Origin of the sequence: Ekhidna algicida (assembly GCF_051379705.1) — a bacterium.
Taxonomy (GTDB): domain Bacteria; phylum Bacteroidota; class Bacteroidia; order Cytophagales; family Cyclobacteriaceae; genus Ekhidna.
On sequence record NZ_CP179868.1, the window covers coordinates 567,622 to 587,553 of the forward strand.

The 19,932-nt window shown below is 39.2% G+C and carries 23 protein-coding genes; 19 read left to right on the forward strand and 4 right to left on the reverse strand.

Annotation, left to right across the window (positions count from 1 at the left end; all coding sequences use genetic code 11):
- The first annotated feature begins 4 nt into the window (after nt 1–4).
- The 11 genes from ACL8WY_RS02295 (at nt 5) to lepB (ending at nt 10,797) form a co-directional block, all read left to right on the forward strand.
- Entirely contained in the window at nt 5–541 is a 537-nt protein-coding gene (locus tag ACL8WY_RS02295) for an RNA polymerase sigma factor (RefSeq protein ID WP_436516698.1), read from the forward strand.
- Between the two features lie 35 nt (nt 542–576).
- A complete protein-coding gene (locus ACL8WY_RS02300) occupies nt 577–999 on the forward strand; it encodes a hypothetical protein (RefSeq protein WP_436516699.1) in 423 nt (140 codons plus the stop codon).
- A 2-nt stretch (nt 1,000–1,001) separates the two neighbouring features.
- Nucleotides 1,002–1,478 carry a hypothetical protein gene (locus ACL8WY_RS02305; protein WP_436516700.1) on the forward strand — a complete coding sequence of 159 codons (477 nt, stop codon included), beginning with the start codon at nt 1,002–1,004 and terminating at the stop codon, nt 1,476–1,478.
- An 18-nt stretch (nt 1,479–1,496) separates the two neighbouring features.
- A complete protein-coding gene (locus ACL8WY_RS02310) occupies nt 1,497–2,600 on the forward strand; it encodes a hypothetical protein (RefSeq protein ID WP_436516702.1) in 1,104 nt (367 codons plus the stop codon).
- 67 nt (nt 2,601–2,667) lie between these two features.
- Nucleotides 2,668–4,287 (forward strand): CTP synthase, encoded by a 1,620-nt coding sequence (locus ACL8WY_RS02315; RefSeq protein ID WP_436516703.1) that lies wholly within the window; start codon nt 2,668–2,670, stop codon nt 4,285–4,287.
- Between the two features lie 10 nt (nt 4,288–4,297).
- Nucleotides 4,298–6,118, forward strand: a complete 1,821-nt coding sequence (gene yidC, locus ACL8WY_RS02320; protein ID WP_436516704.1) for a membrane protein insertase YidC — start codon at nt 4,298–4,300, stop codon at nt 6,116–6,118.
- 154 nt (nt 6,119–6,272) lie between these two features.
- Entirely contained in the window at nt 6,273–7,049 is a 777-nt protein-coding gene (locus tag ACL8WY_RS02325; protein ID WP_436516705.1) for a ParA family protein, read from the forward strand.
- A gap of 7 nt (nt 7,050–7,056) precedes the next feature.
- Complete coding sequence (locus ACL8WY_RS02330) at nt 7,057–7,947, forward strand: ParB/RepB/Spo0J family partition protein (RefSeq protein WP_436516706.1); 891 nt, start codon at nt 7,057–7,059, stop codon at nt 7,945–7,947.
- Between the two features lie 95 nt (nt 7,948–8,042).
- Entirely contained in the window at nt 8,043–8,624 is a 582-nt protein-coding gene (locus ACL8WY_RS02335) for a DUF5683 domain-containing protein (protein ID WP_436516708.1), read from the forward strand.
- A 3-nt stretch (nt 8,625–8,627) separates the two neighbouring features.
- Complete coding sequence (dapB, locus tag ACL8WY_RS02340; protein WP_436516709.1) at nt 8,628–9,338, forward strand: 4-hydroxy-tetrahydrodipicolinate reductase; 711 nt, start codon at nt 8,628–8,630, stop codon at nt 9,336–9,338.
- Nucleotides 9,339–9,342: 4 nt separating this feature from the next.
- Entirely contained in the window at nt 9,343–10,797 is a 1,455-nt protein-coding gene (gene lepB, locus ACL8WY_RS02345) for a signal peptidase I (RefSeq protein WP_436516710.1), read from the forward strand.
- A gap of 213 nt (nt 10,798–11,010) precedes the next feature.
- On the opposite strand, the gene ACL8WY_RS02350 is transcribed toward lepB, so the two are convergent.
- The 4 genes from ACL8WY_RS02350 to ACL8WY_RS02365 all read right to left on the reverse strand — a co-directional run bounded on the left by ACL8WY_RS02350 (nt 11,011) and on the right by ACL8WY_RS02365 (nt 14,406).
- Complete coding sequence (locus tag ACL8WY_RS02350; protein WP_436516712.1) at nt 11,011–11,202, reverse strand: hypothetical protein; 192 nt, start codon at nt 11,200–11,202, stop codon at nt 11,011–11,013.
- 458 nt (nt 11,203–11,660) lie between these two features.
- Nucleotides 11,661–12,002, reverse strand: a complete 342-nt coding sequence (locus tag ACL8WY_RS02355) for a hypothetical protein (RefSeq protein WP_436516713.1) — start codon at nt 12,000–12,002, stop codon at nt 11,661–11,663.
- A gap of 205 nt (nt 12,003–12,207) precedes the next feature.
- Nucleotides 12,208–13,689 carry a S41 family peptidase gene (locus tag ACL8WY_RS02360; RefSeq protein ID WP_436516714.1) on the reverse strand — a complete coding sequence of 494 codons (1,482 nt, stop codon included), beginning with the start codon at nt 13,687–13,689 and terminating at the stop codon, nt 12,208–12,210.
- Between the two features lie 54 nt (nt 13,690–13,743).
- Nucleotides 13,744–14,406 (reverse strand): uracil-DNA glycosylase, encoded by a 663-nt coding sequence (locus ACL8WY_RS02365; protein ID WP_436516715.1) that lies wholly within the window; start codon nt 14,404–14,406, stop codon nt 13,744–13,746.
- A 66-nt stretch (nt 14,407–14,472) separates the two neighbouring features.
- Between ACL8WY_RS02365 and apaG the strand changes: the two genes are divergently transcribed.
- The 8 genes from apaG (at nt 14,473) to ACL8WY_RS02405 (ending at nt 19,926) form a co-directional block, all read left to right on the forward strand.
- On the forward strand, nt 14,473–14,859 hold the full coding sequence (gene apaG / locus ACL8WY_RS02370) for a Co2+/Mg2+ efflux protein ApaG (RefSeq protein ID WP_436516717.1): 387 nt from the start codon (nt 14,473–14,475) through the stop codon (nt 14,857–14,859).
- Nucleotides 14,860–14,863: 4 nt separating this feature from the next.
- Nucleotides 14,864–15,637: an O-methyltransferase gene (locus tag ACL8WY_RS02375; RefSeq protein ID WP_436516718.1), complete on the forward strand. Its 774-nt coding sequence runs from the start codon at nt 14,864–14,866 to the stop codon at nt 15,635–15,637.
- A 42-nt stretch (nt 15,638–15,679) separates the two neighbouring features.
- A complete protein-coding gene (locus ACL8WY_RS02380) occupies nt 15,680–16,612 on the forward strand; it encodes a chromosome segregation protein SMC (RefSeq protein WP_436516719.1) in 933 nt (310 codons plus the stop codon).
- 260 nt (nt 16,613–16,872) lie between these two features.
- Nucleotides 16,873–17,241 carry a 30S ribosomal protein S6 gene (rpsF, locus tag ACL8WY_RS02385; protein WP_436516721.1) on the forward strand — a complete coding sequence of 123 codons (369 nt, stop codon included), beginning with the start codon at nt 16,873–16,875 and terminating at the stop codon, nt 17,239–17,241.
- Nucleotides 17,238–17,489, forward strand: coding sequence for a 30S ribosomal protein S18 (rpsR, locus tag ACL8WY_RS02390; RefSeq protein ID WP_348277622.1), 252 nt, complete (start codon nt 17,238–17,240; stop codon nt 17,487–17,489). Before rpsF ends, rpsR begins: the two co-directional genes overlap by 4 nt.
- Before the next feature lie 8 nt (nt 17,490–17,497).
- Nucleotides 17,498–17,941, forward strand: a complete 444-nt coding sequence (gene rplI, locus ACL8WY_RS02395) for a 50S ribosomal protein L9 (RefSeq protein ID WP_436516722.1) — start codon at nt 17,498–17,500, stop codon at nt 17,939–17,941.
- Between the two features lie 69 nt (nt 17,942–18,010).
- On the forward strand, nt 18,011–18,943 hold the full coding sequence (locus tag ACL8WY_RS02400) for an endonuclease/exonuclease/phosphatase family protein (RefSeq protein ID WP_436516723.1): 933 nt from the start codon (nt 18,011–18,013) through the stop codon (nt 18,941–18,943).
- Between the two features lie 29 nt (nt 18,944–18,972).
- Nucleotides 18,973–19,926 (forward strand): GSCFA domain-containing protein, encoded by a 954-nt coding sequence (locus ACL8WY_RS02405; protein WP_436516724.1) that lies wholly within the window; start codon nt 18,973–18,975, stop codon nt 19,924–19,926.
- Nucleotides 19,927–19,932 lie beyond the last annotated feature (6 nt).

A 19,932-nucleotide genomic window follows, 5' to 3' on the forward strand; every position in this document is an offset into this window, starting at 1 on the left:
AAAATTGGAAGATCTGATCGTAGAAAAGATTCGTGAAGAAGAAACTCGTAATTACGGGTTCAATCTGCTGGTACGAGAGTATCAAGAGCGCATCTATTGGCATGTGCGTAAGATGGTCATAGATCATGATGATGCTGACGACCTGGTTCAGGAGATTTTTGTGAAAGTTTGGCATAACCTGGACAAATTTCGAGCAGATTCGAAACTATATACATGGATATATCGAATCGCAACAAATGAGTGTCTGAACTTTTTAAGGAAAAAGAAAAAGCGATTCTTCTTGCCAATACACGATTTGGAAGGTGAGCTTACAGAAAAGCTTACGAGTGCGGTTGAACCTACAGGAGATGAAGTACAAATGAAATTGCAAAAAGCTTTGTTAAAACTACCTGACAAGCAACGACTGGTGTTTAATATGAAATATTATGAGGATATGAAATTTTCTGAAATTGCTGAAATAACCGGAACCAGTATTGGAGCATTGAAGGCCAGTTATCATCATGCAGTGAAAAAAATTGAAGAATTTATAAATCCCGATTAAACCTTCGATCATTGGGAGAATCTAAGAAACACGAGATGAAGTATAAACTTGACGATATCGAAAAAAAAGAAACGCTTAAAGTACCTGATGGTTACTTTGAAGATTTGCCTATGAAGATTCAGCAAAGAATCTCCACAGAAACGAAACCACAACTGAATCGAATCCCATCTTGGAGCCTTGCCCTTGCGGCATCTCTCCTTCTGTTAGTGACCTTTGTCTTCATCTTGCCTCATGACGATCCTTCGCCTGAAGAACTACTAGCTGAAATTCCTCAAAATGAGATCGCAGCATACCTTGATCAAATTGATTTAGATGAATACGATATAGCCTCAGCAATTGGTGATGAGGCAAACGAACTGGAATTTGAAAATACAGATGTCTTAGATGGAATTGATCTTGATGATGAGGCCATCGATGATGTACTACTGGAATATGATTTAGCAGACGAATACTTATAAAAATGAAACGAATAATAATATTAATAGCGGCATTCATATCATTTGATGCTTTCTCACAAAGCCCAGAGGCCATGAAGAAGATAGAAGCTGCCAAGATTGCTTTAATTACTGAGCGGCTAGAGCTTACACCTCAGCAAGCAGAAAAGTTCTGGCCGATCTATCGGGAGTTTATCAATCAAAGGAAAGAGGTCAGAAGAGATTTTGATCAGGCCAGGAGAACATTTGACCCAAATAAAGCCTCTGAAGAAGAGAACAAGAAGATGCTGGAAATGGCTAATCAAGTGAAAGAGCGACAGTTGAAACTAGAACAGCAGTATTCAGTTCGTTTACAGAAAGTGATAACTACTCGCCAACTCAATAGCTTAAGAAAAGCAGAGACTGATTTCAAAGAGATGCTAATTAGAAGGCTACGAGCTCAGCAGATGAAACGACAGAAGCAAGAACGAAATAACGATCGTTTAAACGATCGACGGAATTAAAATCACCTACCCTACCTGATGCGTCGAACTGCCACCATATTGGTGTTGCTGACACTGACAATTTCATCTTATTCACAAGATGAATTAAGTTATGCCGAACAGCTAAAAGCCATTGAAGACGAGATGGATTCGCTCTCTATCTTCACCTTGATTGATAGTCTGTTTTCTATGGACTTTGAACCTGCCAGCGAACTGAATATTCGCCTAGGGTTTACGACCAATGTCACTAGCGCAGGTAGAGATTACAACATCAGCCAAAGTGGGATTTCGCCAGGCATTTCCTACTATCATAAATCTGGCTTTTATACTGACTTAGCTGGATATTGGAACAGCGGAGTAGATCCGAATTACAACCCAACAGTTTTGTCCATCGGATATTTAGGCAATTTCAAAAATCCTAAATGGAGCTATTCGGTAGATGCAGAAAAATGGTTTTACAATCCTAAAGATTCTTCAGATAACCCACTAACATCCTCTTTGGGAGCTTCCATCAGCTATGACTTTAAATGGGGATTTGGCTCAGTAGATTATTCCTTTCTGTTTGGCGAGGAAGCGGCCAATAGAATTATCACTAATCTTAGTGGAAACATCAACCTCGGCAAATGGTGGATTTTTAAAAGCATAAACCTGTATCCAACTGCAAACATGATGATCGGTAATAGTGACATCACACAATTGCGAATTACCAATCAACAAGTAAGTGAACAAACTGCCAACAAGATTAAACGTCTTGAATCTTTTGCTAATCTCACAGACAAGCAGAAAGCATTGCTAGGAATACTCATATGGCGTGCATTTGAAAACAATTCAATTTCCCAACAAACACGAAACCAGCTTTTGTTTGATCTTAGAAACTCGTCAAACCTATCGCCACAGGATCGACTAGCTTTGCAAACCATAGCTAACGAAGGATATTCTATTGCGGAGGAAGTGAATAGCAATGCCTTCGGTGTACTGAACTATGCGTTCACTTTACCTTTATCATTATCAACCAATCGCTTCTATATTCTTTTGAGCTACACATATAGCATTCCTGTTCAACTTCCGGGAGAGGAGTTAATAGCTATAGATCCAATCGGATATTTTGGCGCTTCAATTTCCTACAGAATACCTTTCAAATAATCACTGCCGAAAAGGAATAATAACCTACCTTTGCATCCCGTAACAAGGAAAAAGGAAAACGCTCTTCATGTCTAAAACGAAATACATTTTTGTTACGGGCGGTGTAACATCTTCCCTCGGAAAGGGAATCATCGCAGCTTCTCTTGGCAAACTACTACAGGCCAGAGGCTTATCCGTAACCATTCAGAAATTTGATCCCTATATCAATATTGATCCGGGTACACTTAATCCATATGAGCATGGTGAATGCTACGTTACCAATGATGGAGCAGAAACTGATCTGGATCTTGGTCATTATGAGCGCTTCCTTAGCATTGAAACCTCCCAAGCCAATAACGTCACTACCGGTAGAATTTACTATAACGTTATTCAAAAAGAACGTCAAGGTGAATTTCTGGGAAAAACAGTACAAGTTATTCCTCACATTACTGATGAAATTAAAAACAACATCTACAAGCTTGGTGAAACAGGAAAATATGATGTTGTCATTACTGAGATCGGTGGATGCGTCGGCGATATTGAGTCATTGCCATTTGTCGAGGCAGTAAGACAAGCTAAATTCGAGCTCGGCCCAACGAATAGCATTTCTATTCACCTAACCTTGATCCCTTACCTCAAGGCATCCGGAGAGTTGAAGACAAAGCCTACCCAACATTCAGTTAAGGAGCTTTTAGAGGCTGGTATTCAGCCGGATATTTTAGTGTGTCGCTCAGAATATCCAATCACTCAAGAGATCAGAAAAAAGTTAGCACTTTTTTGTAACGTTCCTATCAATTCAGTCATCGAAGCATTGGACGCACCTACCATCTACGATGTACCAATATTAATGCGTAAGGAAAAGCTGGATGAGCGAGTACTCACCAAGTTTAAGATGCCTTACAAAAAGGAGCCTAAGATTGATAAGTGGAAGGAATTTCTTGGTAGGTTAAAAAACCCAACAGATTCTGTGAATATTGGGTTGGTGGGCAAGTATGTTGAACTGCAAGATGCATATAAGTCAATTGCTGAATCTTTCATTCATGCAGGATCTGCCAATGAGTGCAAGGTTAATGTGAAGTGGATCCACGCCGAAGAATTGGATGGAGATAATGTAAATAAGGCACTAGGCGGATTAGATGGTATCCTGGTTGCTCCAGGTTTTGGCGAGCGCGGGATCGAAGGAAAGATATACGCCGTTCAATATGCGCGAGAAAATAAGATTCCATTTTTCGGGATCTGTCTTGGCATGCAGTGTGCTGTGATTGAGTTTGCCAGAAACGTGCTAGGCATGAAAAAAGCCAATAGTAAAGAAATGGCAAAAACCTCTTATCCAGTCATTGATTTAATGGAAAGCCAGAAAAACATTAAAGATATGGGAGGAACGATGCGACTTGGGGCTTATGTTTGCGAACTTAAAAAAGGAAGTAAGGCTTACGCTGCTTACGGGTCGAAGAAAATCATGGAACGCCATCGCCATAGATATGAGTTTAATAATAAGTTTCTAGAGGAATATGAAAATGCCGGGATGACTGCCACAGGAATCAATCCTGACACTAACCTGGTAGAAATTATGGAGATAAAGGACCATCCTTGGTTTGTTGGAACTCAATACCATCCAGAATTGAAGTCAACCGTAATGGATCCGCATCCACTATTTGTAAAATTTGTCAAAGCGTCACTTGATCACAAGAAAAGTCAAGAGGCATAATTCATCTTAAATGGATCGAAATCAATTTATAGGACTAATCCTAATGTTTGCCTTATTGGCAGTTTACTTTACCTGGTTTGCCCCAGAACCACCAGTTCCTGAAGAACTGACTACACAGGAAGAGCAACCAGTTTCAGAAATTGTGGCAGAAGCGGCACCTGCAGATTCCACCACAATGGTTCCAAGTATTCCTGACTCAGTGAAAGCATCTCTGAATGTTCAACAATACGGAGCTTTCGCTTTCGCATCAGAAGGCGAGGAAGCATTAAAAACCATAGAGAATAATGAGCTATCGATCTCATTTTCCAATAAGGGAGGAAGGATAAAGGATGTGGTTTTAAAGAATCACAAAGATTATCTGGGCAATCCATTAGTACTTATAGATGGTTCCAAGTCTAAAACAGATCTAATTGTAGACCATAATGGAAGGAAAATAAACTTATCAGAATTATCCTATGTGCCGAGTATTAAGAGTTTTGGAGACACCACACAAGTATCCTATGTTCTGTCGGACGGAAATTTCTCCATTATACAAAAGTACCTTATCCCTCCAACTGGATTTGAAGTAGCCTACAGCATAGAGGCTACGGGGTTGAATAGTATTCTAAATCCAACAGATGTCAATTTCAACTGGACTCATGCCATAAATAGAGCAGAGCAAAATCTGGATGATGGACGATTAAATAGTAACGTAAGATACTATCGAGCAGATGATGAATATGACGAGTTATCACAGCGTTCGACCGAGTTCGAAGACGAAACACTTGGTACCCAAGTAAAGTGGGTTTCATTTAAGCAGAAATTCTTTTCAGCAGCGATCATTGCAAAAACGTCATTTAAGTCCGGATACATTAGCCAAACGGTTGATTTTGCAGATACCACATCTGTGAAAAACATGTCTATGCAAATGCTGATTCCTTATTCAGATTTTGCCAATGGTTTCAATGCACGTTACTACTTTGGGTCTAATAAATACAATATCCTTAGAAAGGTAACTCCCGAATTTGAAGAAAATCTGGATATGGGATGGGGTCCGCTTCCAGTGGTAAACAAATACCTCATCATCCCTATTTTCCACTTTCTTGAGCGATTCTTCACCAATTATGGTATCATCATATTAATTGTTGTGATTGTCATTCGATTGATTCTATCTCCATTGACCTGGAAATCACATATGTCAATGGCAAAGATGCGAGCAATGAAACCAGAACTAGATGAGCTCAAGGCTAAGCATGAAGGAGATGCTCAGAAAGCTCAGCAGGAGCAAATGAAACTTTACCAGCAAGTGGGAATTAATCCCGTTAGCGGATGCATCCCAATGTTGCTCCAGATGCCAATCTTGTTCTCGCTGTTTTTCTTCTTTCCAAATGCGGTAGAATTAAGACAACAGGCGTTCTTGTGGGCGCATGATCTATCTACATATGACAGTGTGCTAAATCTCCCATTTGAGATTCCATTCTATGGCGATCATGTAAGTCTTTTCACACTATTGATGACACTTTCCACAATTCTATACACCTGGAGTAACAGCCAAATCACAACGGTTCAAGGCCCAATGAAAACACTCCAGTACATGATGCCAATTATGTTCCTTTTTGTGTTGAATAGCTACGCTTCCGGACTAACTTTCTATTACTTCGTATCCAATATGACCACATTTGGTCAAACTGTACTATTTAGAAAAATTATTGATGAAGATAAAATTCACAAACTGCTGCAGGATAATAAGAAGAAGAATGCCAATAAGAAGAAGTCTAAATTTCAGACCAGACTTGAGGAAGCAATGAAGGCAAATCAAGAAGCGCAAAAAAAGAGTAAAAAGAAAAAATAGATTGTTGATATCTACGTTAAAAACCTTGGTTCTAGTTCATTGAATCAAGGTTTTTCTTTTTTACACAAGTTATTCACAACATGACTATCTTGAGATTAGGTTGGATATATTTGTGTCCTTTACGCTACCTAAAATCACATCTGAAAACGAAACTATGGGTAAAATCATTGCTATTGCAAATCAAAAAGGAGGAGTAGGTAAGACAACTTCTGCAATCAACCTTGCAGCAAGTCTAGCTGCTCTTGAATTCAAAACGCTTATCGTGGATGCAGATCCGCAAGCCAATGCAACATCTGGTGTCGGCGTTGATCCTAAAGAAGTAGAAGTGAGCATATACGAATGCATGGTAGACGGTGCTAGCGCCAAAGAAAGCATTGTAGATACGCAGATCAAGTTTTTAGATCTCCTACCCTCTCATATCGATCTTGTAGGTGCGGAAGTAGAGATGGTCAATATTGAAGAGCGTGAGGAAAAAATGAAGCAAGCACTTGCTGACATAAGAGATGATTACGACTTCATCATTATTGATTGCTCACCATCACTGGGCCTGATCACTATTAATGCGCTTACTGCCTCCGATTCAGTAGTTGTGCCAGTTCAATGTGAATATTTTGCCCTGGAAGGATTAGGCAAATTGCTAAACACAATCAAAATCATTCAAACCAGATTAAACCCTGATTTAGAAATTGAAGGTATACTTCTCACGATGTATGACGTACGTCTCAACCTTGCCAACCAAGTAGTGGAGGAAGTAAAAATGCATTTTGAATCCATGGTGTTTGACACGATGATTCCAAGAAATATCAAACTGAGTGAATCTCCTGGCTTTGGTATGCCGGCAATTACCCATGATGCAGATAGCAAAGGTTCCATCAGCTACCTCAACCTAGCCAAAGAAATTTTAGTAAGAAACGAAGTGAAAGCAGCCTGAAGAGAATATGGCAGAGAGTAAATTCAAGAAAAGATCAGGCTTGGGAAGAGGCCTAGGAGCTCTTTTGGAAGATTCTGGAGAGAAAGAGAAAATTAGTGGATCAGGCGCAACGCCAAAAGGTGCCATCAGCGAGATTGAAATCACAAAGATTGAAACCAATCCTTGGCAACCAAGAACTGATTTTGATGAAGGTGCCTTGAATGATCTGGCAGAATCCATCAAAGTTCAGGGTATCATTCAACCAATCACAGTTCGTGCACTTAGCGATAAAGAGTTCCAACTCATATCTGGTGAACGAAGACTTCAAGCAAGCAAGAAAGCTGGTTTAAAGACCATTCCAGCCTATATCCGAATTGCGGATGATCAGCAGATGCTGGAGATGGCACTTATTGAAAATATTCAACGCGAGAATTTAAATGCAATTGAGATCGCGTTGAGCTATCAGCGGCTCTTGGCAGAGTGTGACTTAAAGCAAGAACAGCTTGGTGATCGGGTCGGTAAAAACCGAAGCACGGTCACCAACTACCTACGCCTATTGAAACTACCACCAGATATCCAGGTGGCCTTACGAGATGGAAAGTTGAGTATGGGGCATGCAAGAGCTCTTATTTCAGTAGATGATGTATCACTTCAATTAGATATATTCAATCAAATCATTAAGCAAGATCTATCCGTGAGAAAGGTGGAAGAGCTTGTTCGATCAAAAGATAAAAAAGAAGAAAAAGAGACTAAAACTCTAGCGATTGATCCTGAAATCAAAAAACTTCAGACTAAGCTTTCTTCTCACTTTGGATCTAAAATCGCCATAAAATCCAATGATCAAAATAAGGGTGAAATCAAGATACCTTTTTCCTCAACAGATGAATTAAATCGTATTCTTGACATCATGGATCTCTAATAGCAATCCACTGATTTTATTGATCCGCAAGTATTTTTCTCGTAATCTCTTAATAATTCAGCTTTAGGCGCGAACTTTGTAAGCCAATCGCCCGAATGATGAAAAAGCTAGTATTCGTCCTTGGATTTATCTGCGTCAGCTTCATAAGCTCGGCTCAAGATCAGCCAGTTCTGATCGACGACTCTACATTTGTGCGAGCGGAAGAAGATGCCGAATTATTTGAAGAAATATCCGAGCTAAATCCACAAAGAGCCGCCCTCCTCTCAGCAATACTTCCCGGCATGGGTCAAGTCTACAATAGCCAATATTGGAAAGTACCAATAGTGCTCGCAGGGGTTTTAACTTTTGGTCACTTCATCAATTACAACAATAAAGTTTATCATGGATTAAGAAATGCAGCATTGCTGAGCTCAAAAGGACTGACAAATCCATACGCTTCCATTATATCAACAGAATCCTCTCTTGTGAGAAGTAGGGACGTGTTTAGACGAAATCGAGATTTTCTAATCATCCTAGGTTCAGCTTTTTATATTCTACAAATTGTGGACGCCCACGTTTCTGCACACCTCGAAGAATTTAAGATCAATGACAAACTAGCTTTCGGTATTGAGCCATCTATTCAGTCAACTCCATTATTTTCGCAGGCTGTAGGAGTTTCATTCGTTCTGAAATTTTAGCTAATGAGAATTGCTTTGATTGGTTATGGAAAAATGGGGAAAGCCATTGAAAGGATTGCCGAGGAATCCAACCATCAAATTTCTTTGATTGTAAAAGACAGTTCAGACCTCAGTGAACTCACCGACACATCGATTGATATTGCTATCGAATTTACTCAGCCAGAGTCAGCATTCAACAACATAGTACACTGCATAAAAAATGATATTCCTGTAATATCGGGCACCACAGGATGGATAGATAAACTTCCTGAAGTTGAAAAAGCATGCAAGACGCATAATGGCACCTTTCTTTATGCCTCTAACTTCAGTATAGGCGTAAACCTATTCTTTGAACTAAATAAATGGCTCGCGGATAAAATGGCGCAGCTCAATTTTGCCCCTTCAATAAAGGAAATTCACCATACGGAAAAGAAAGATAGCCCAAGTGGGACTGCAATAACGCTGGCTGAAGGGATACTATCCTCTCAACCGTCCATTATTGAATGGATAAACGCAGAATCTGCCGATCATAAAAAATTAGGAATAGTTTCTGAGCGTATCCCCAACGTACCGGGTACGCACACCGTAAGCTATTCGTCTCCTTTAGAGTCTATTGACATCACCCACACCGCACATGATAGAAGCGTTTTTGCTCAAGGTGTAGTAAAGGTGAGTGAATGGATTTATCAAAAAAAAGGAGTTTATACAATGTCAGACTTTATTAACGATAATTAACTATATGTACTTTCACGATTTTAATCCGGTCTTTGTCATTACGTTCCTAATCCTTTGGTACGTACTTCAGGGCACAGCCTATTATAAATTCTTTGAGAAAGCAGGCAAAGAAGGCTGGAAAGGTTTTGTACCATTACTCAACTACTATATTCATCTTGAAATTGTAGGTCGTCCAAAATGGTGGGTATTGCTTCTTTTTGTCCCTGTTATTAATTTTTTCGTTGGCCTCACCATGCATTTGGACCTGATGAAATCTTTCGGAAAATACACTTATCTGGATCAAGTATTAGGAGTAGTATTTGCACCCATCTATATGAACTATATAGCCTGGTCTGACACTAAGTATATCGATAAAGCAACTGAGATTCCGAAACCTAAAAAGTCTTTTGGTAAAGAGTGGTTTGAGGCGATTGTGTTTGCTGTTTTCTGTGCAACATTTGTCAGATGGATTTTTATGGAAGCCTATGTCATTCCAACAGGATCTATGGAACGTTCACTGTTGGTAGGTGATTTCTTGTTTGTGAGTAAGGCTGAGTATGGTCCAAGGACTCCACAGACTCCATTGCAAATACCACTTACGCATCAAACCATTTGGGGGACAGAGATTCCATCATATATTCCTGGAGTTTCACTACCCAGCTTAAGGCTTCCGTCTCTCGGGAAAGTAGAAAGAAATGATGTAGTTGTTTTCAACTACCCTGTAGATGACAATTACAACCAGCGAAGAGACGGGGACTATCATCCAATGGATTTGAAAACGCATTATATCAAAAGATGTGTCGCCATCGCTGGGGAAACAATTGAAATTAAGGACACTCAAGTCTATGTGAATGGTGAGGAGCAAGAAAACCCTCCATTGATGCAGCACCAATATTTTGTTCGGACAAATGAATCGCTTAGAGAGCGCGTATTCGAAAATCTGAATGTAAATCCGTACACGAGTGTTTCACGTCATCCAAATGGATACTTTGTACAGATGCCATCAGACGTGGCTACTGGATTCGAAAAGCTACCATTCGTTGAAAGTGTGACTTTGCAGTTAATTCCAGAGGGTGAGGCAGAAAGAAACATTTTCCCAAATGCAACCTACTTTAGATGGAATAGGGACTTCTTCGGGCCGCTGACAGTACCTGCAAGAGGGATGACTATTGAAGTAACCGAGGAGAATCTTGCGATGTATGGATCTACCATTACAAACTATGAAGGTAATGAGTCAGTGGAGATTGATATTGACCAATTAACTGTGAATGGTGAGCTTCTTAAGGAATACACTTTTACAAAAGACTATTATTTTATGATGGGTGACAACCGACATGCATCTGATGATTCGAGGTATTGGGGATTTGTTCCAGAAGATAATATAGTTGGTGAAGCCTCATTTATCTGGATGTCATTTGATACCAATGCAAGCTTTATAAATAAGATCAGATGGAGCAGACTATTTGACGGGATTGAGTAACTAAGAAATCCATCTAACCAGCAAAAGCAGGCCAACAAAAAAGCCCGTTCCTAACAAAAGGAAAAAAAACAAAGCAAGGCACCCCGGAAGGAGTGCCTTTTTTTCTCCGTCGGCTCGATAAAAATGTTCTAAATGGTGGCTCATACGTTTTCAAACAAGAAATCTATTACCAATTTATTGGGATGCAATTCCCATTAAGACAAAAGTAGTCCCCTACTGGGCAATCATTACATATATTGTTTGGCCTTCCACTAAAAGGGTCAGGACATCTATCTCCGGTGCAAACCTGACTTTTATCACACTCTTGGATACGAGTTCCAGCACCATACTGATCATCAATCCAAAACCAATAAGCATCAACTTCATAATGTCGATCATCAGATCCATAGCATCGATATGTTCCATTGCTAGTCGTGCATTGTGAACGTGGGACAACCCATACAGGTATATACAAATGTGAGGTGGTTCTTTCTATAATTCCTGATTCTGCGGAAGTTTCTCCTGGAGTGCCATCCCATAACAAATATTTCACTTTTTCAGCTGCATATCCTCTAAGTGGTCTTGATTCATCCCACCATATTCTTAGAAATCTATTTTGAGACACCGCATGTACTTGAAATTGTACTCGACACGAACTACTAACATGGTAAGATTCATATTTAATCCTTTCATTGCCATCCGTGTAGGTCGTGAATCCCCTACCTTTAGAACATCCCAAGTAATTTGGATAATCCTTGTACAAACCGCAATTCAGAGTGCTTGACCCGTCACCTCCTTCAATTAATGTGAGTGGAGTACAGTCATCTTCAAGAGAACTAATTAAACAATCATTTATAGCAATATCTGGTGAGTGTGACCTAGCTTTAGTTACCATTGCCTTGTACTTTAAGAATTAAATCATTTTCTGAAAGCCTATAATTGACATTGCCAATCACAATTTCACCCTTTGAATTTAGGTAATGGCTCAATTTTGATGATCTGAGTCTTTCACTGGCATTTAACTCTCCATCCTTATCATACTCAAGTTGATAATACAATTTATTGTTATTTATAAAAGCTAAAGCCTCTTCGTGAGTACATAGCTTCTCCTCAGATACGTAATTCCTAAGAGAGTCCATCATATCATGATAAGAGAAAAAGCTTCCTTTATTTGTGGTTCGAAAGCTAATTTGACTGCTAGATAAATCAGTGATGAAGTGATCCAAAGACGGATAATTTAAATTATCGTCCAGCATCCCTTTAGCATCTACATTAATAGATCCAAGCTTATTTCGTTACATCCAATAATAATAAGAAATAGCAGAAATTGATTGAGTGTTTTCATAGTTATTAGGAATAAGTTAACCTTCAAAGTAATTTCTCTTTCCTAATAACTACTCTTAAAAAATAAATTTTCTATTACGTGTATCCCTATTGTCTACTTAAAGTGTTGAAGATCACATCTCCGAGTACTCTACTGTCAATCAGAATCGTATTCCGTACGTCATTTTTTTCGTGTTCCAAAATGGCCTTCATCCCACTGTCCGGCTTTCGCTCAATTCGGGCAACTCCGGTGATGATCCCCAGGGCTTCCGCCAGTAGTGGTTCAGCAGGATCACCCAACGGCTTAAGGTCTTCCAGGTAATCAATTTCATTTACCTCAACGTTGGGATCAAAGCCATTTGAGTAATCAATGTCATTAGTATTTGTAAACCGGGCAATAATCGGCTGAAGTGCATATTTATGATTCGGGTTGGTGTGGTTAACATTACTGTTATCAGGGGTCTTCCGATTATTCGGTGAATCATAGATGGTTTGAGAGCCCAAATTCTTACCAACGGTTGTCGTTCCAATCAGTGTCACGTCCATATATGGATCTAGCCCTGAAATAATTAATTCAGAAGCAGAAGCAGTAATTTCTGAAGTTAAAATAAAAATCCGTCCTATGCTTAACCTGTTTAAAGCGGCATTCGAATTTGGTAAAGCAGAAACAAAATATTCATTCAGGTCAACTCCGTTGTTTGTCAAAGATTCTTCGATTCTTTGATTGTATTTAAAAGTAGAAAAAACGTCATTAGACTCCCCTGCTCCATAAATAAGTGAAGCTAAAATCACAGATGTATCCACAGACCCTCCCCTATTGTACCTTAAGTCCAAAATCAGATCATTGATTCCGGCACTTTTAAACTCCCCAAACACATCATTCATTTCCTGATGATAAGCATTGTTGTTTACAAATTGATTGTATACCAGATACCCCACTTTTAATCCATCAACCTCAAGAATATTGGAGAGAAAAATCGGATTTTCAATCAATTCCACTGATACTAAGGAAACTTCTTCTTCAGTAGATGAGATCGTGTTATCCTGGATTTGCGATAAAGTGATTGTATAACTTTCACTATCGAACAAGAGCGATATATAATTATCCACAGTCAATTGCGTTCCGTCTACTTCTGTAAACAGATCTCCCCTTACGATACCCGCATTCTCGGCTGGTCCGCCAGGTACCACATATTTAACGTAACCATACACCTGATTCGTCCCGGTCGGATTCACCAATCCAAGCTCATATCCAAATGATTTAGATGTTCCTTGAAAAGATGCTTCTAGTACTTCATAGTCATCTACAAACCATGAAAAGCGATCATCTTCGTACAATAGGTTATCGAAAAGTGCTTTCGGTTGACTATAAGTATTGAGGAATTCATATAATGCATTATAAGTGGGGTACTTATCGGTTGAAAGATCTTCAACGTCTGCTACCCAGTAATAGTAGGCATTCATACCTAGCCATATAAATTCGTTCACATCATTTTGAAGTGGCACCGATATACCATCATCTTTCTTACATCCAACTAAACTGCTGAAAACCAGCACTAACAAAACCAACTTATTTTTTACCAACCTCATATTTTTCATTCTAATAGAACAACTATCAATATCTATTCACTTAATAACGTGAAATTACCAATTTATAGGTGTAAGACCCTTAGATGTAAGGTATTGGTTGGTTTTTGAAAATGGTTTTGATCCAAAAAATCCTGAGTGTGCCGAAAAAGGTGATGGATGCGGAGATTTCAAGATTAAATGTTTTGAATCGTCTAGAAAAGATCCCTTCTTTTGAGCATATGCTCCCCAGAGAATGAACACTATATTCTCTTTTTCTTTGGATACAACTTCAAGCACAGCATCAGTAAATGTTTCCCAGCCTTTGTTTTGATGAGATCCGGCTTTTGAAGCTTCAACAGTTAGGGTAGCATTTAATAGTAGGACTCCTTGCTCAGCCCATCTTTCCAAATTGCCTGATTTTGGGATTTGTATTCGAAGATCGCTTTGAATTTCCTTAAAAATATTTTGCAGTGAAGGTGGATGTCGAACACCTTCAGACACCGAAAAGCATAATCCATTGGCTTGTCCGTGCCCATGATAGGGGTCCTGACCAACTATAACCACTTTTACCTCGTTGAAACCACAATGATCGAAGGCATTAAAAATCAAAGAGCCTGGAGGGTATATGCGCTTGTTTGCATACTCCTCTTTGACGAAAGAAATCAACTCTTTGAAGTATACCTTTTCGAACTCTTCTTCAAGCTGAACTCGCCAGCTATCTTCTATTTTAACGGCCATAACAAATTACTTGATCCTGATGTTGGTAAATTAAATTGAATTTCTATTAAATTGTCCGCCAAGAATATGATTACTGGAGTAACAAAAGGCATAAAAGTTTCAGTAGAAACTAATTATCAGCCGGAGCATTCGCAACCGGCACATGAGCACTTTGTTTTTACCTATAGAATCACAATTGAAAACAATTCAAGCAATACCGTACAGTTAAAAGCGCGACATTGGGATATCATCGATGCTGCGCATTCCAAGCATGAAGTGGATGGTGATGGTGTGGTTGGCAAACAACCTGTATTAGAACCTGGTGAAATACATCAATATGTTTCAGGGTGTAATTTGAAATCTGGGATAGGAAAAATGGCGGGCTATTACATCATGGAGCGAATTCTAGACGGCCGACTCTTTAATGTAGAAATTCCAGAGTTTTTGATGGTGGTACCATTCAAACTAAACTAATCACTTGATTAAGCTTTTCCTGTTCAGATTACGACACTATTTAAAGTATCGGCTAAGGGCTGTAGGCCCCCACAGCTTGCACTCTCCATTTCTGTTCGATCTATTCAATAATGCGATCAAACCGGCAGCCAAGTTTCGTCTGGAAAATGTAGAGCAACTTAGAAGCGAACTAAAATCAGATCACCAAATAATTGATCTCTTTGACTTAAAGGAGAAAAAAAGCTATCGAAAGACTGTAAGCTCGATTTCCAAGAGCTCATTAAGTGAGCCTAAGTTTTCCGCTTTTCTTTATCTTCTAATCAAACACCTAAAAGTTACCAGAGTGCTGGAGACCGGCACCTCGTTAGGAATCAATAGCTTATACATGGCAGGCCCGGAACTGATAAAAAAAGTGAATACCATAGAAGCTTCTCCCATCATTGCTTCACTTGCCAAGAAACAATTTTCTAAGCTTTTACAGCATAAAATAGAGATCAAAATTGGCACTATACAGGATGAATTCGAAGCATTGGTAGTGAGGGAGCAGCCCGAGATTTGCTTCATTGATGCTGATCATCGTTCAGAAGCGGTTAAATATTGCCTAGACCACTTACTGAAACATTGTCCACAAATCAAATGCATCGTCATCCACGACATTTATTGGTCAGAAGATATGTTAAAAGGATGGAAAGAAATGGTTGATAATGATGAGTTTAGGCTAACAATAGACCTATTTCAGGCGGGACTTATTTTTCCGAAAATAGATATGCCAAAACAACATTTCACGTTACGTTTCTAATGATTCGCCAATTTTCTACTTTTGCGAGCATAATTCAAACACATGGACGAGAATAACACATCAGAAAATCAACCATCATATGTAGCACCTAAAAAAAACAGGACTCCTGTTTTCATCGTGATTACATTCTTACTGTTAGCGGCAGTTGTCTTTTTCTATTATCAGAATCAACAACTTGAAGGTGAAAAGGAAAGACAATTTCAAGAAATTCTGCTTACTCAGGCTAAACTAGATTCCATAGGTGATGAATTAGATCAACGCATTCAAACCATTAAAGAACTTGGTGGTGAGGTAGATACGCTAGAAGCCATTAAGGCGCAGCTAGAAGCGGATAAAAAACAGTTATTGGTAGATGCGCAGTATCAAAGAGGTCGTATTACTAAACTCAATAATCGAGTAGATGGCTATAAGGAACTCCTTTTGTTGAAAGATGAAGAAATTGAGCAATTGAAAGTATTGAACGAGCAACTCTCCGAAGAGAACACTACTCTTAAGGTAGAAAAAAATCAATTGAATCAAACCGTACAGCAATTAGAAGAAAACAAAGCAGAGTTAGCAAGTAAGGTAGCTTATGCTTCCAGGCTTCAGATAGAAGGCATGCGGGTAAATGCGATCAATGATAAGGGCAAGGAAAGAGATGGAGGTGAGTACCGAAATAGACATATAGAGCAGCTTAAGATTCAGTTTACCGTTGTTGAAAATGAGATTGCTCCAATTGAAGGAAAAGACCTGCTTCTACGAATCATTGCTCCGGATGGAAATGTCCTTTTTGATGTAACCAAGGGATCGGGTTCGTTTACTTTCGAAAATCGTGAGATGTTCTACACCGCGAAGCAGGAGATTCTTTATGATAAGAGCAGTCAGCAAGTCACCTACCTCTACATAAAAGGCAGTGATTATGCAGTGGGTCAGCATAAGGTGGAAGTATACACCGATGACTACCTGATGGGGAAAGGGTCGTTTATGGTGAAGTAATTTGAGCTGCGAGCTGCGAGTTGACTAGTTGCAAGGATTTGAATTAGAAATAAACTCGAAACTCAGGACTTGAAATTAGCAACCAATCTGCGTCAGGGATAGAGGCGGCATCCTCCGCAGCTCAGCGAAGGAGATATAGCTGATAGCCCGCTCGGACGTCCAAATCATTGAAATATACTCATAGGCAGGGTTGTCAATTCTCGATAATTACTTACTTTTGCAGCTCATTTTTAAACAAAAGTTCTTAATTTAATTAAAACATGATGAAGAATTACGAGACGGTATTCATTTTGACTCCCGTTTTGTCTGAAGCTCAGATGAAGGATACTGTCGGAAAATTCAAGAAAGTTCTAACTGATAACGGCGCAGAGCTAGTTAACGAAGAGAACTGGGGATTACGCAAACTTGCCTACCCTATCCAGCATAAAACCACCGGGTTTTATCAGCTGTTTGAATTCCGATCAGAGCCTGAACTTATTGCTAAGCTAGAGACAGAATACAGGAGAGACGAAGCAGTGATGAGATTTCTCACCACTACACTAGACAAGCACGCAGTTGTTTACAACGAGCGTAGAAAGAAAGGCGAATTCAATAAGAAAAAAGAAACTAAGAAGGAGGCAGCCAAATGACATTACAAAACGAACCAATAAACAGAGAGCAGAAGAAGGATAAGTACTGCCGATTCAAAAAGAACGGAATCAAGTACATTGATTACAAAGATCCTGATTTCTTGTTAAAGTTTGTAAACGAGCAAGGTAAGATCCTTCCTCGAAGACTTACAGGTACGAGCTTAAAGTACCAGAGAAAAGTGTCGCAAGCGATCAAAAGATCGAGACACCTGGCACTAATGCCATATGTTGGAGATTCCCTTAAATAAGTACTGACATGGAAGTAATACTAAGAGAAGATATACAAGGTCTTGGCTACAAAAACGATACAGTTGTTGTAAAGCCCGGATATGGCAGAAACTTTTTGATTCCAAGAGGAATGGCAATTATCGCAAGTGATTCTAACAAAAAGATGATCAGCGAAAACATTCGTCAGGCAGCCCATAAAGCTGAAAAAGCTAAGAAAGATGCAGAAGGAATTGCTAAGAAGATTGGTGAATTGACGCTTGAAATCAAGACAAAAGCCGGTGAAAGCGGTAAAATCTTTGGAGCAATCACTCCAATACAGGTTGCCGAAGCACTGGCTGCTCAAGGTCATGAAGTAGATAGAAAAAGAGTTTCTTTTGAGCAAAAAATCAAAGAGTTAGGTGAATATACTGCACTGCTTGATTTGCACAAAGAAGTTCACCATCCGATACAAGTGAAGGTGGTTGCTGAATAAGCGATTAATTAATAGATATACAAAGCCCTGGATCTGAACGGTCTAGGGTTTTTTTATGAACTTTATCTTATGAAGTCACCCATTTCAATATTGCTTGTCTACTCATGTCTTTTTACAGCATGCAGCACAGATGATCCCGATTTCATATTGGATGAAACTGAAGATGGTGAAGAACTTATTGTTGTTGGACCATGTGGAGATAAAGACTATGATATCGGCACACTTCTCTGCACACCTACCCTATCCAATGAAGAACTAGAGGTGGTAACCTGGAACATAGAGCGGTTCCCATTAGATGATGAAACATCCAATAAAGTTGCGGCAATAATCAGCGACTTGGACGCAGACATCTATGCTTTGCAGGAAATCAGTGACGTAGATGCTTTCACCTCACTTGTAAACGCAATAGAAGGATATGAAGGCATGGTTGTGGATGTCAGAGGTTCTATTGAATTGGCTTTCATCTACAAAAATTCAGCAATCACAAGCATATCTTCTCCGATGTTATTGTTTTCCGGAGAGACAACGCCTTTTCCTCGCGAGCCTGTGGAATTAGATATTACTCATTCGAATGGACTTACAGTAAAACTTATAAACATTCATCTTAAGTGCTGCGATGGCTCTGAGAATAGAAGAACTGCGGCCAGTAACAGACTCAAAGACTACATAGAAGATAATCACTCTGATGAAGATGTGATTATCCTTGGTGACTGGAACGAGGATTTTGATAAAGGATCATCCTTTTCCAATTTCATTTTGGACTCGCAAAATTTTGCATTTGTGGATCTTCCCATCTATCAGGGAGATGGTGAGAATTACAGCTACCCATGCACTGGAGCTTCCTATTGCCCAAGTCATATCGATCATATTCTCATTACTGACGAATTATGCGATAATCTCACAGCAACGTACACAGTTAGATTAGATGATTGCGTGTCCAATTACCTAACAGAAGTTTCTGATCACAGACCAGTGATGGTTAGTTTGAAAGCCGATGACTAAAATCTAACTTAGCCAAAAAGAGATTCGCATTGTTTAAGTTAGAATTTGACATTCCTAAATCCTCTGAAAAAATAACATTATCAGACTCCATCTGCTTAATGGGTTCTTGTTTCTCAGATGAAATTGGTGCTCTTCTAACTGAAAACAAGATTGACAACCTCTCGAACCCTTTTGGAACGATTTACAATCCACATTCCATTTTCAAACTACTGGCAGATCAGGTCGAATCGAACAACATTATTCAAAGCCAGGAAGTCTTTTATCATTGGGATGCACATGGTATTGTTTCAGGACTAACTGAGGAAGACACTCAAACACTTTTTGAGCACAAAAGGAATGATCTCAAGTCCTATCTCACCAAAACACATTGGCTGGTCATCACACTTGGTACTGCGTTTGTTTATGAGTATCAGGAGGAAGGAATTGTAGCCAATTGTCATAAAGTTTCTACATCAAGCTTTGAGAAAAGACTTCTCAAACAAAGTGAGATAATAAACCAATTTGCCGAACTCCACTCTTATCTTGATGGCATAAATCCAGAGTTAAATATTCTCTTTACCATTAGTCCTGTACGGCACATCAGAGATGGACTTATTGAAAACAATCGGAGCAAAGCCATTCTCTTGGATGCTGTGCATTTAATCAAGAAAAACTATGCTAATGTTGGGTATTTTCCTTCCTATGAAATACTCATTGATGAACTAAGAGATTACCGTTTCTTCCAAAAAGACATGATCCATCCATCTGAAGCGGCTGTGATTTATATATGGGAACGATTTAGTCAAACTTATTTCGATAGAGAAACTCAGGAGATTCTAACTGAATGGAAGAAGATCAAAACAGCTATTAATCATAGACCTTTTCAACCTCAATCAATTTCGCATCAGAGTTTCTTGAAAAACACATTTGAAAAGCTCCAAAAGATGAATGAAAAAATTGATGTAAGTGTTGAGTTGGAAGAATTGAAAAAACAGATCCAATGAGATTTC

What these genes read in the sequence shown, in the direction of transcription:
- ACL8WY_RS02350 (WP_436516712.1), bottom strand. Translation starts at nt 11,202, where the DNA reads ATGGAACATATCGATGCTATGGATCTGATGATCGACATTATGAAGTTG.
- ACL8WY_RS02365 (WP_436516715.1), bottom strand. Translation starts at nt 14,406, where the DNA reads ATGGCCGTTAAAATAGAAGATAGCTGGCGAGTTCAGCTTGAAGAAGAG.
- ACL8WY_RS02360 (WP_436516714.1), bottom strand. Translation starts at nt 13,689, where the DNA reads ATGAGGTTGGTAAAAAATAAGTTGGTTTTGTTAGTGCTGGTTTTCAGC.
- ACL8WY_RS02305 (WP_436516700.1), top strand. Translation starts at nt 1,002, where the DNA reads ATGAAACGAATAATAATATTAATAGCGGCATTCATATCATTTGATGCT.
- lepB (WP_436516710.1), top strand. Translation starts at nt 9,343, where the DNA reads ATGTACTTTCACGATTTTAATCCGGTCTTTGTCATTACGTTCCTAATC.
- apaG (WP_436516717.1), top strand. Translation starts at nt 14,473, where the DNA reads ATGATTACTGGAGTAACAAAAGGCATAAAAGTTTCAGTAGAAACTAAT.
- yidC (WP_436516704.1), top strand. Translation starts at nt 4,298, where the DNA reads ATGGATCGAAATCAATTTATAGGACTAATCCTAATGTTTGCCTTATTG.
- rpsR (WP_348277622.1), top strand. Translation starts at nt 17,238, where the DNA reads ATGACATTACAAAACGAACCAATAAACAGAGAGCAGAAGAAGGATAAG.
- rplI (WP_436516722.1), top strand. Translation starts at nt 17,498, where the DNA reads ATGGAAGTAATACTAAGAGAAGATATACAAGGTCTTGGCTACAAAAAC.
- ACL8WY_RS02310 (WP_436516702.1), top strand. Translation starts at nt 1,497, where the DNA reads ATGCGTCGAACTGCCACCATATTGGTGTTGCTGACACTGACAATTTCA.
- ACL8WY_RS02315 (WP_436516703.1), top strand. Translation starts at nt 2,668, where the DNA reads ATGTCTAAAACGAAATACATTTTTGTTACGGGCGGTGTAACATCTTCC.
- rpsF (WP_436516721.1), top strand. Translation starts at nt 16,873, where the DNA reads ATGATGAAGAATTACGAGACGGTATTCATTTTGACTCCCGTTTTGTCT.
- ACL8WY_RS02330 (WP_436516706.1), top strand. Translation starts at nt 7,057, where the DNA reads ATGGCAGAGAGTAAATTCAAGAAAAGATCAGGCTTGGGAAGAGGCCTA.
- ACL8WY_RS02400 (WP_436516723.1), top strand. Translation starts at nt 18,011, where the DNA reads ATGAAGTCACCCATTTCAATATTGCTTGTCTACTCATGTCTTTTTACA.
- dapB (WP_436516709.1), top strand. Translation starts at nt 8,628, where the DNA reads ATGAGAATTGCTTTGATTGGTTATGGAAAAATGGGGAAAGCCATTGAA.
- ACL8WY_RS02380 (WP_436516719.1), top strand. Translation starts at nt 15,680, where the DNA reads ATGGACGAGAATAACACATCAGAAAATCAACCATCATATGTAGCACCT.
- ACL8WY_RS02325 (WP_436516705.1), top strand. Translation starts at nt 6,273, where the DNA reads ATGGGTAAAATCATTGCTATTGCAAATCAAAAAGGAGGAGTAGGTAAG.
- ACL8WY_RS02335 (WP_436516708.1), top strand. Translation starts at nt 8,043, where the DNA reads ATGATGAAAAAGCTAGTATTCGTCCTTGGATTTATCTGCGTCAGCTTC.
- ACL8WY_RS02300 (WP_436516699.1), top strand. Translation starts at nt 577, where the DNA reads ATGAAGTATAAACTTGACGATATCGAAAAAAAAGAAACGCTTAAAGTA.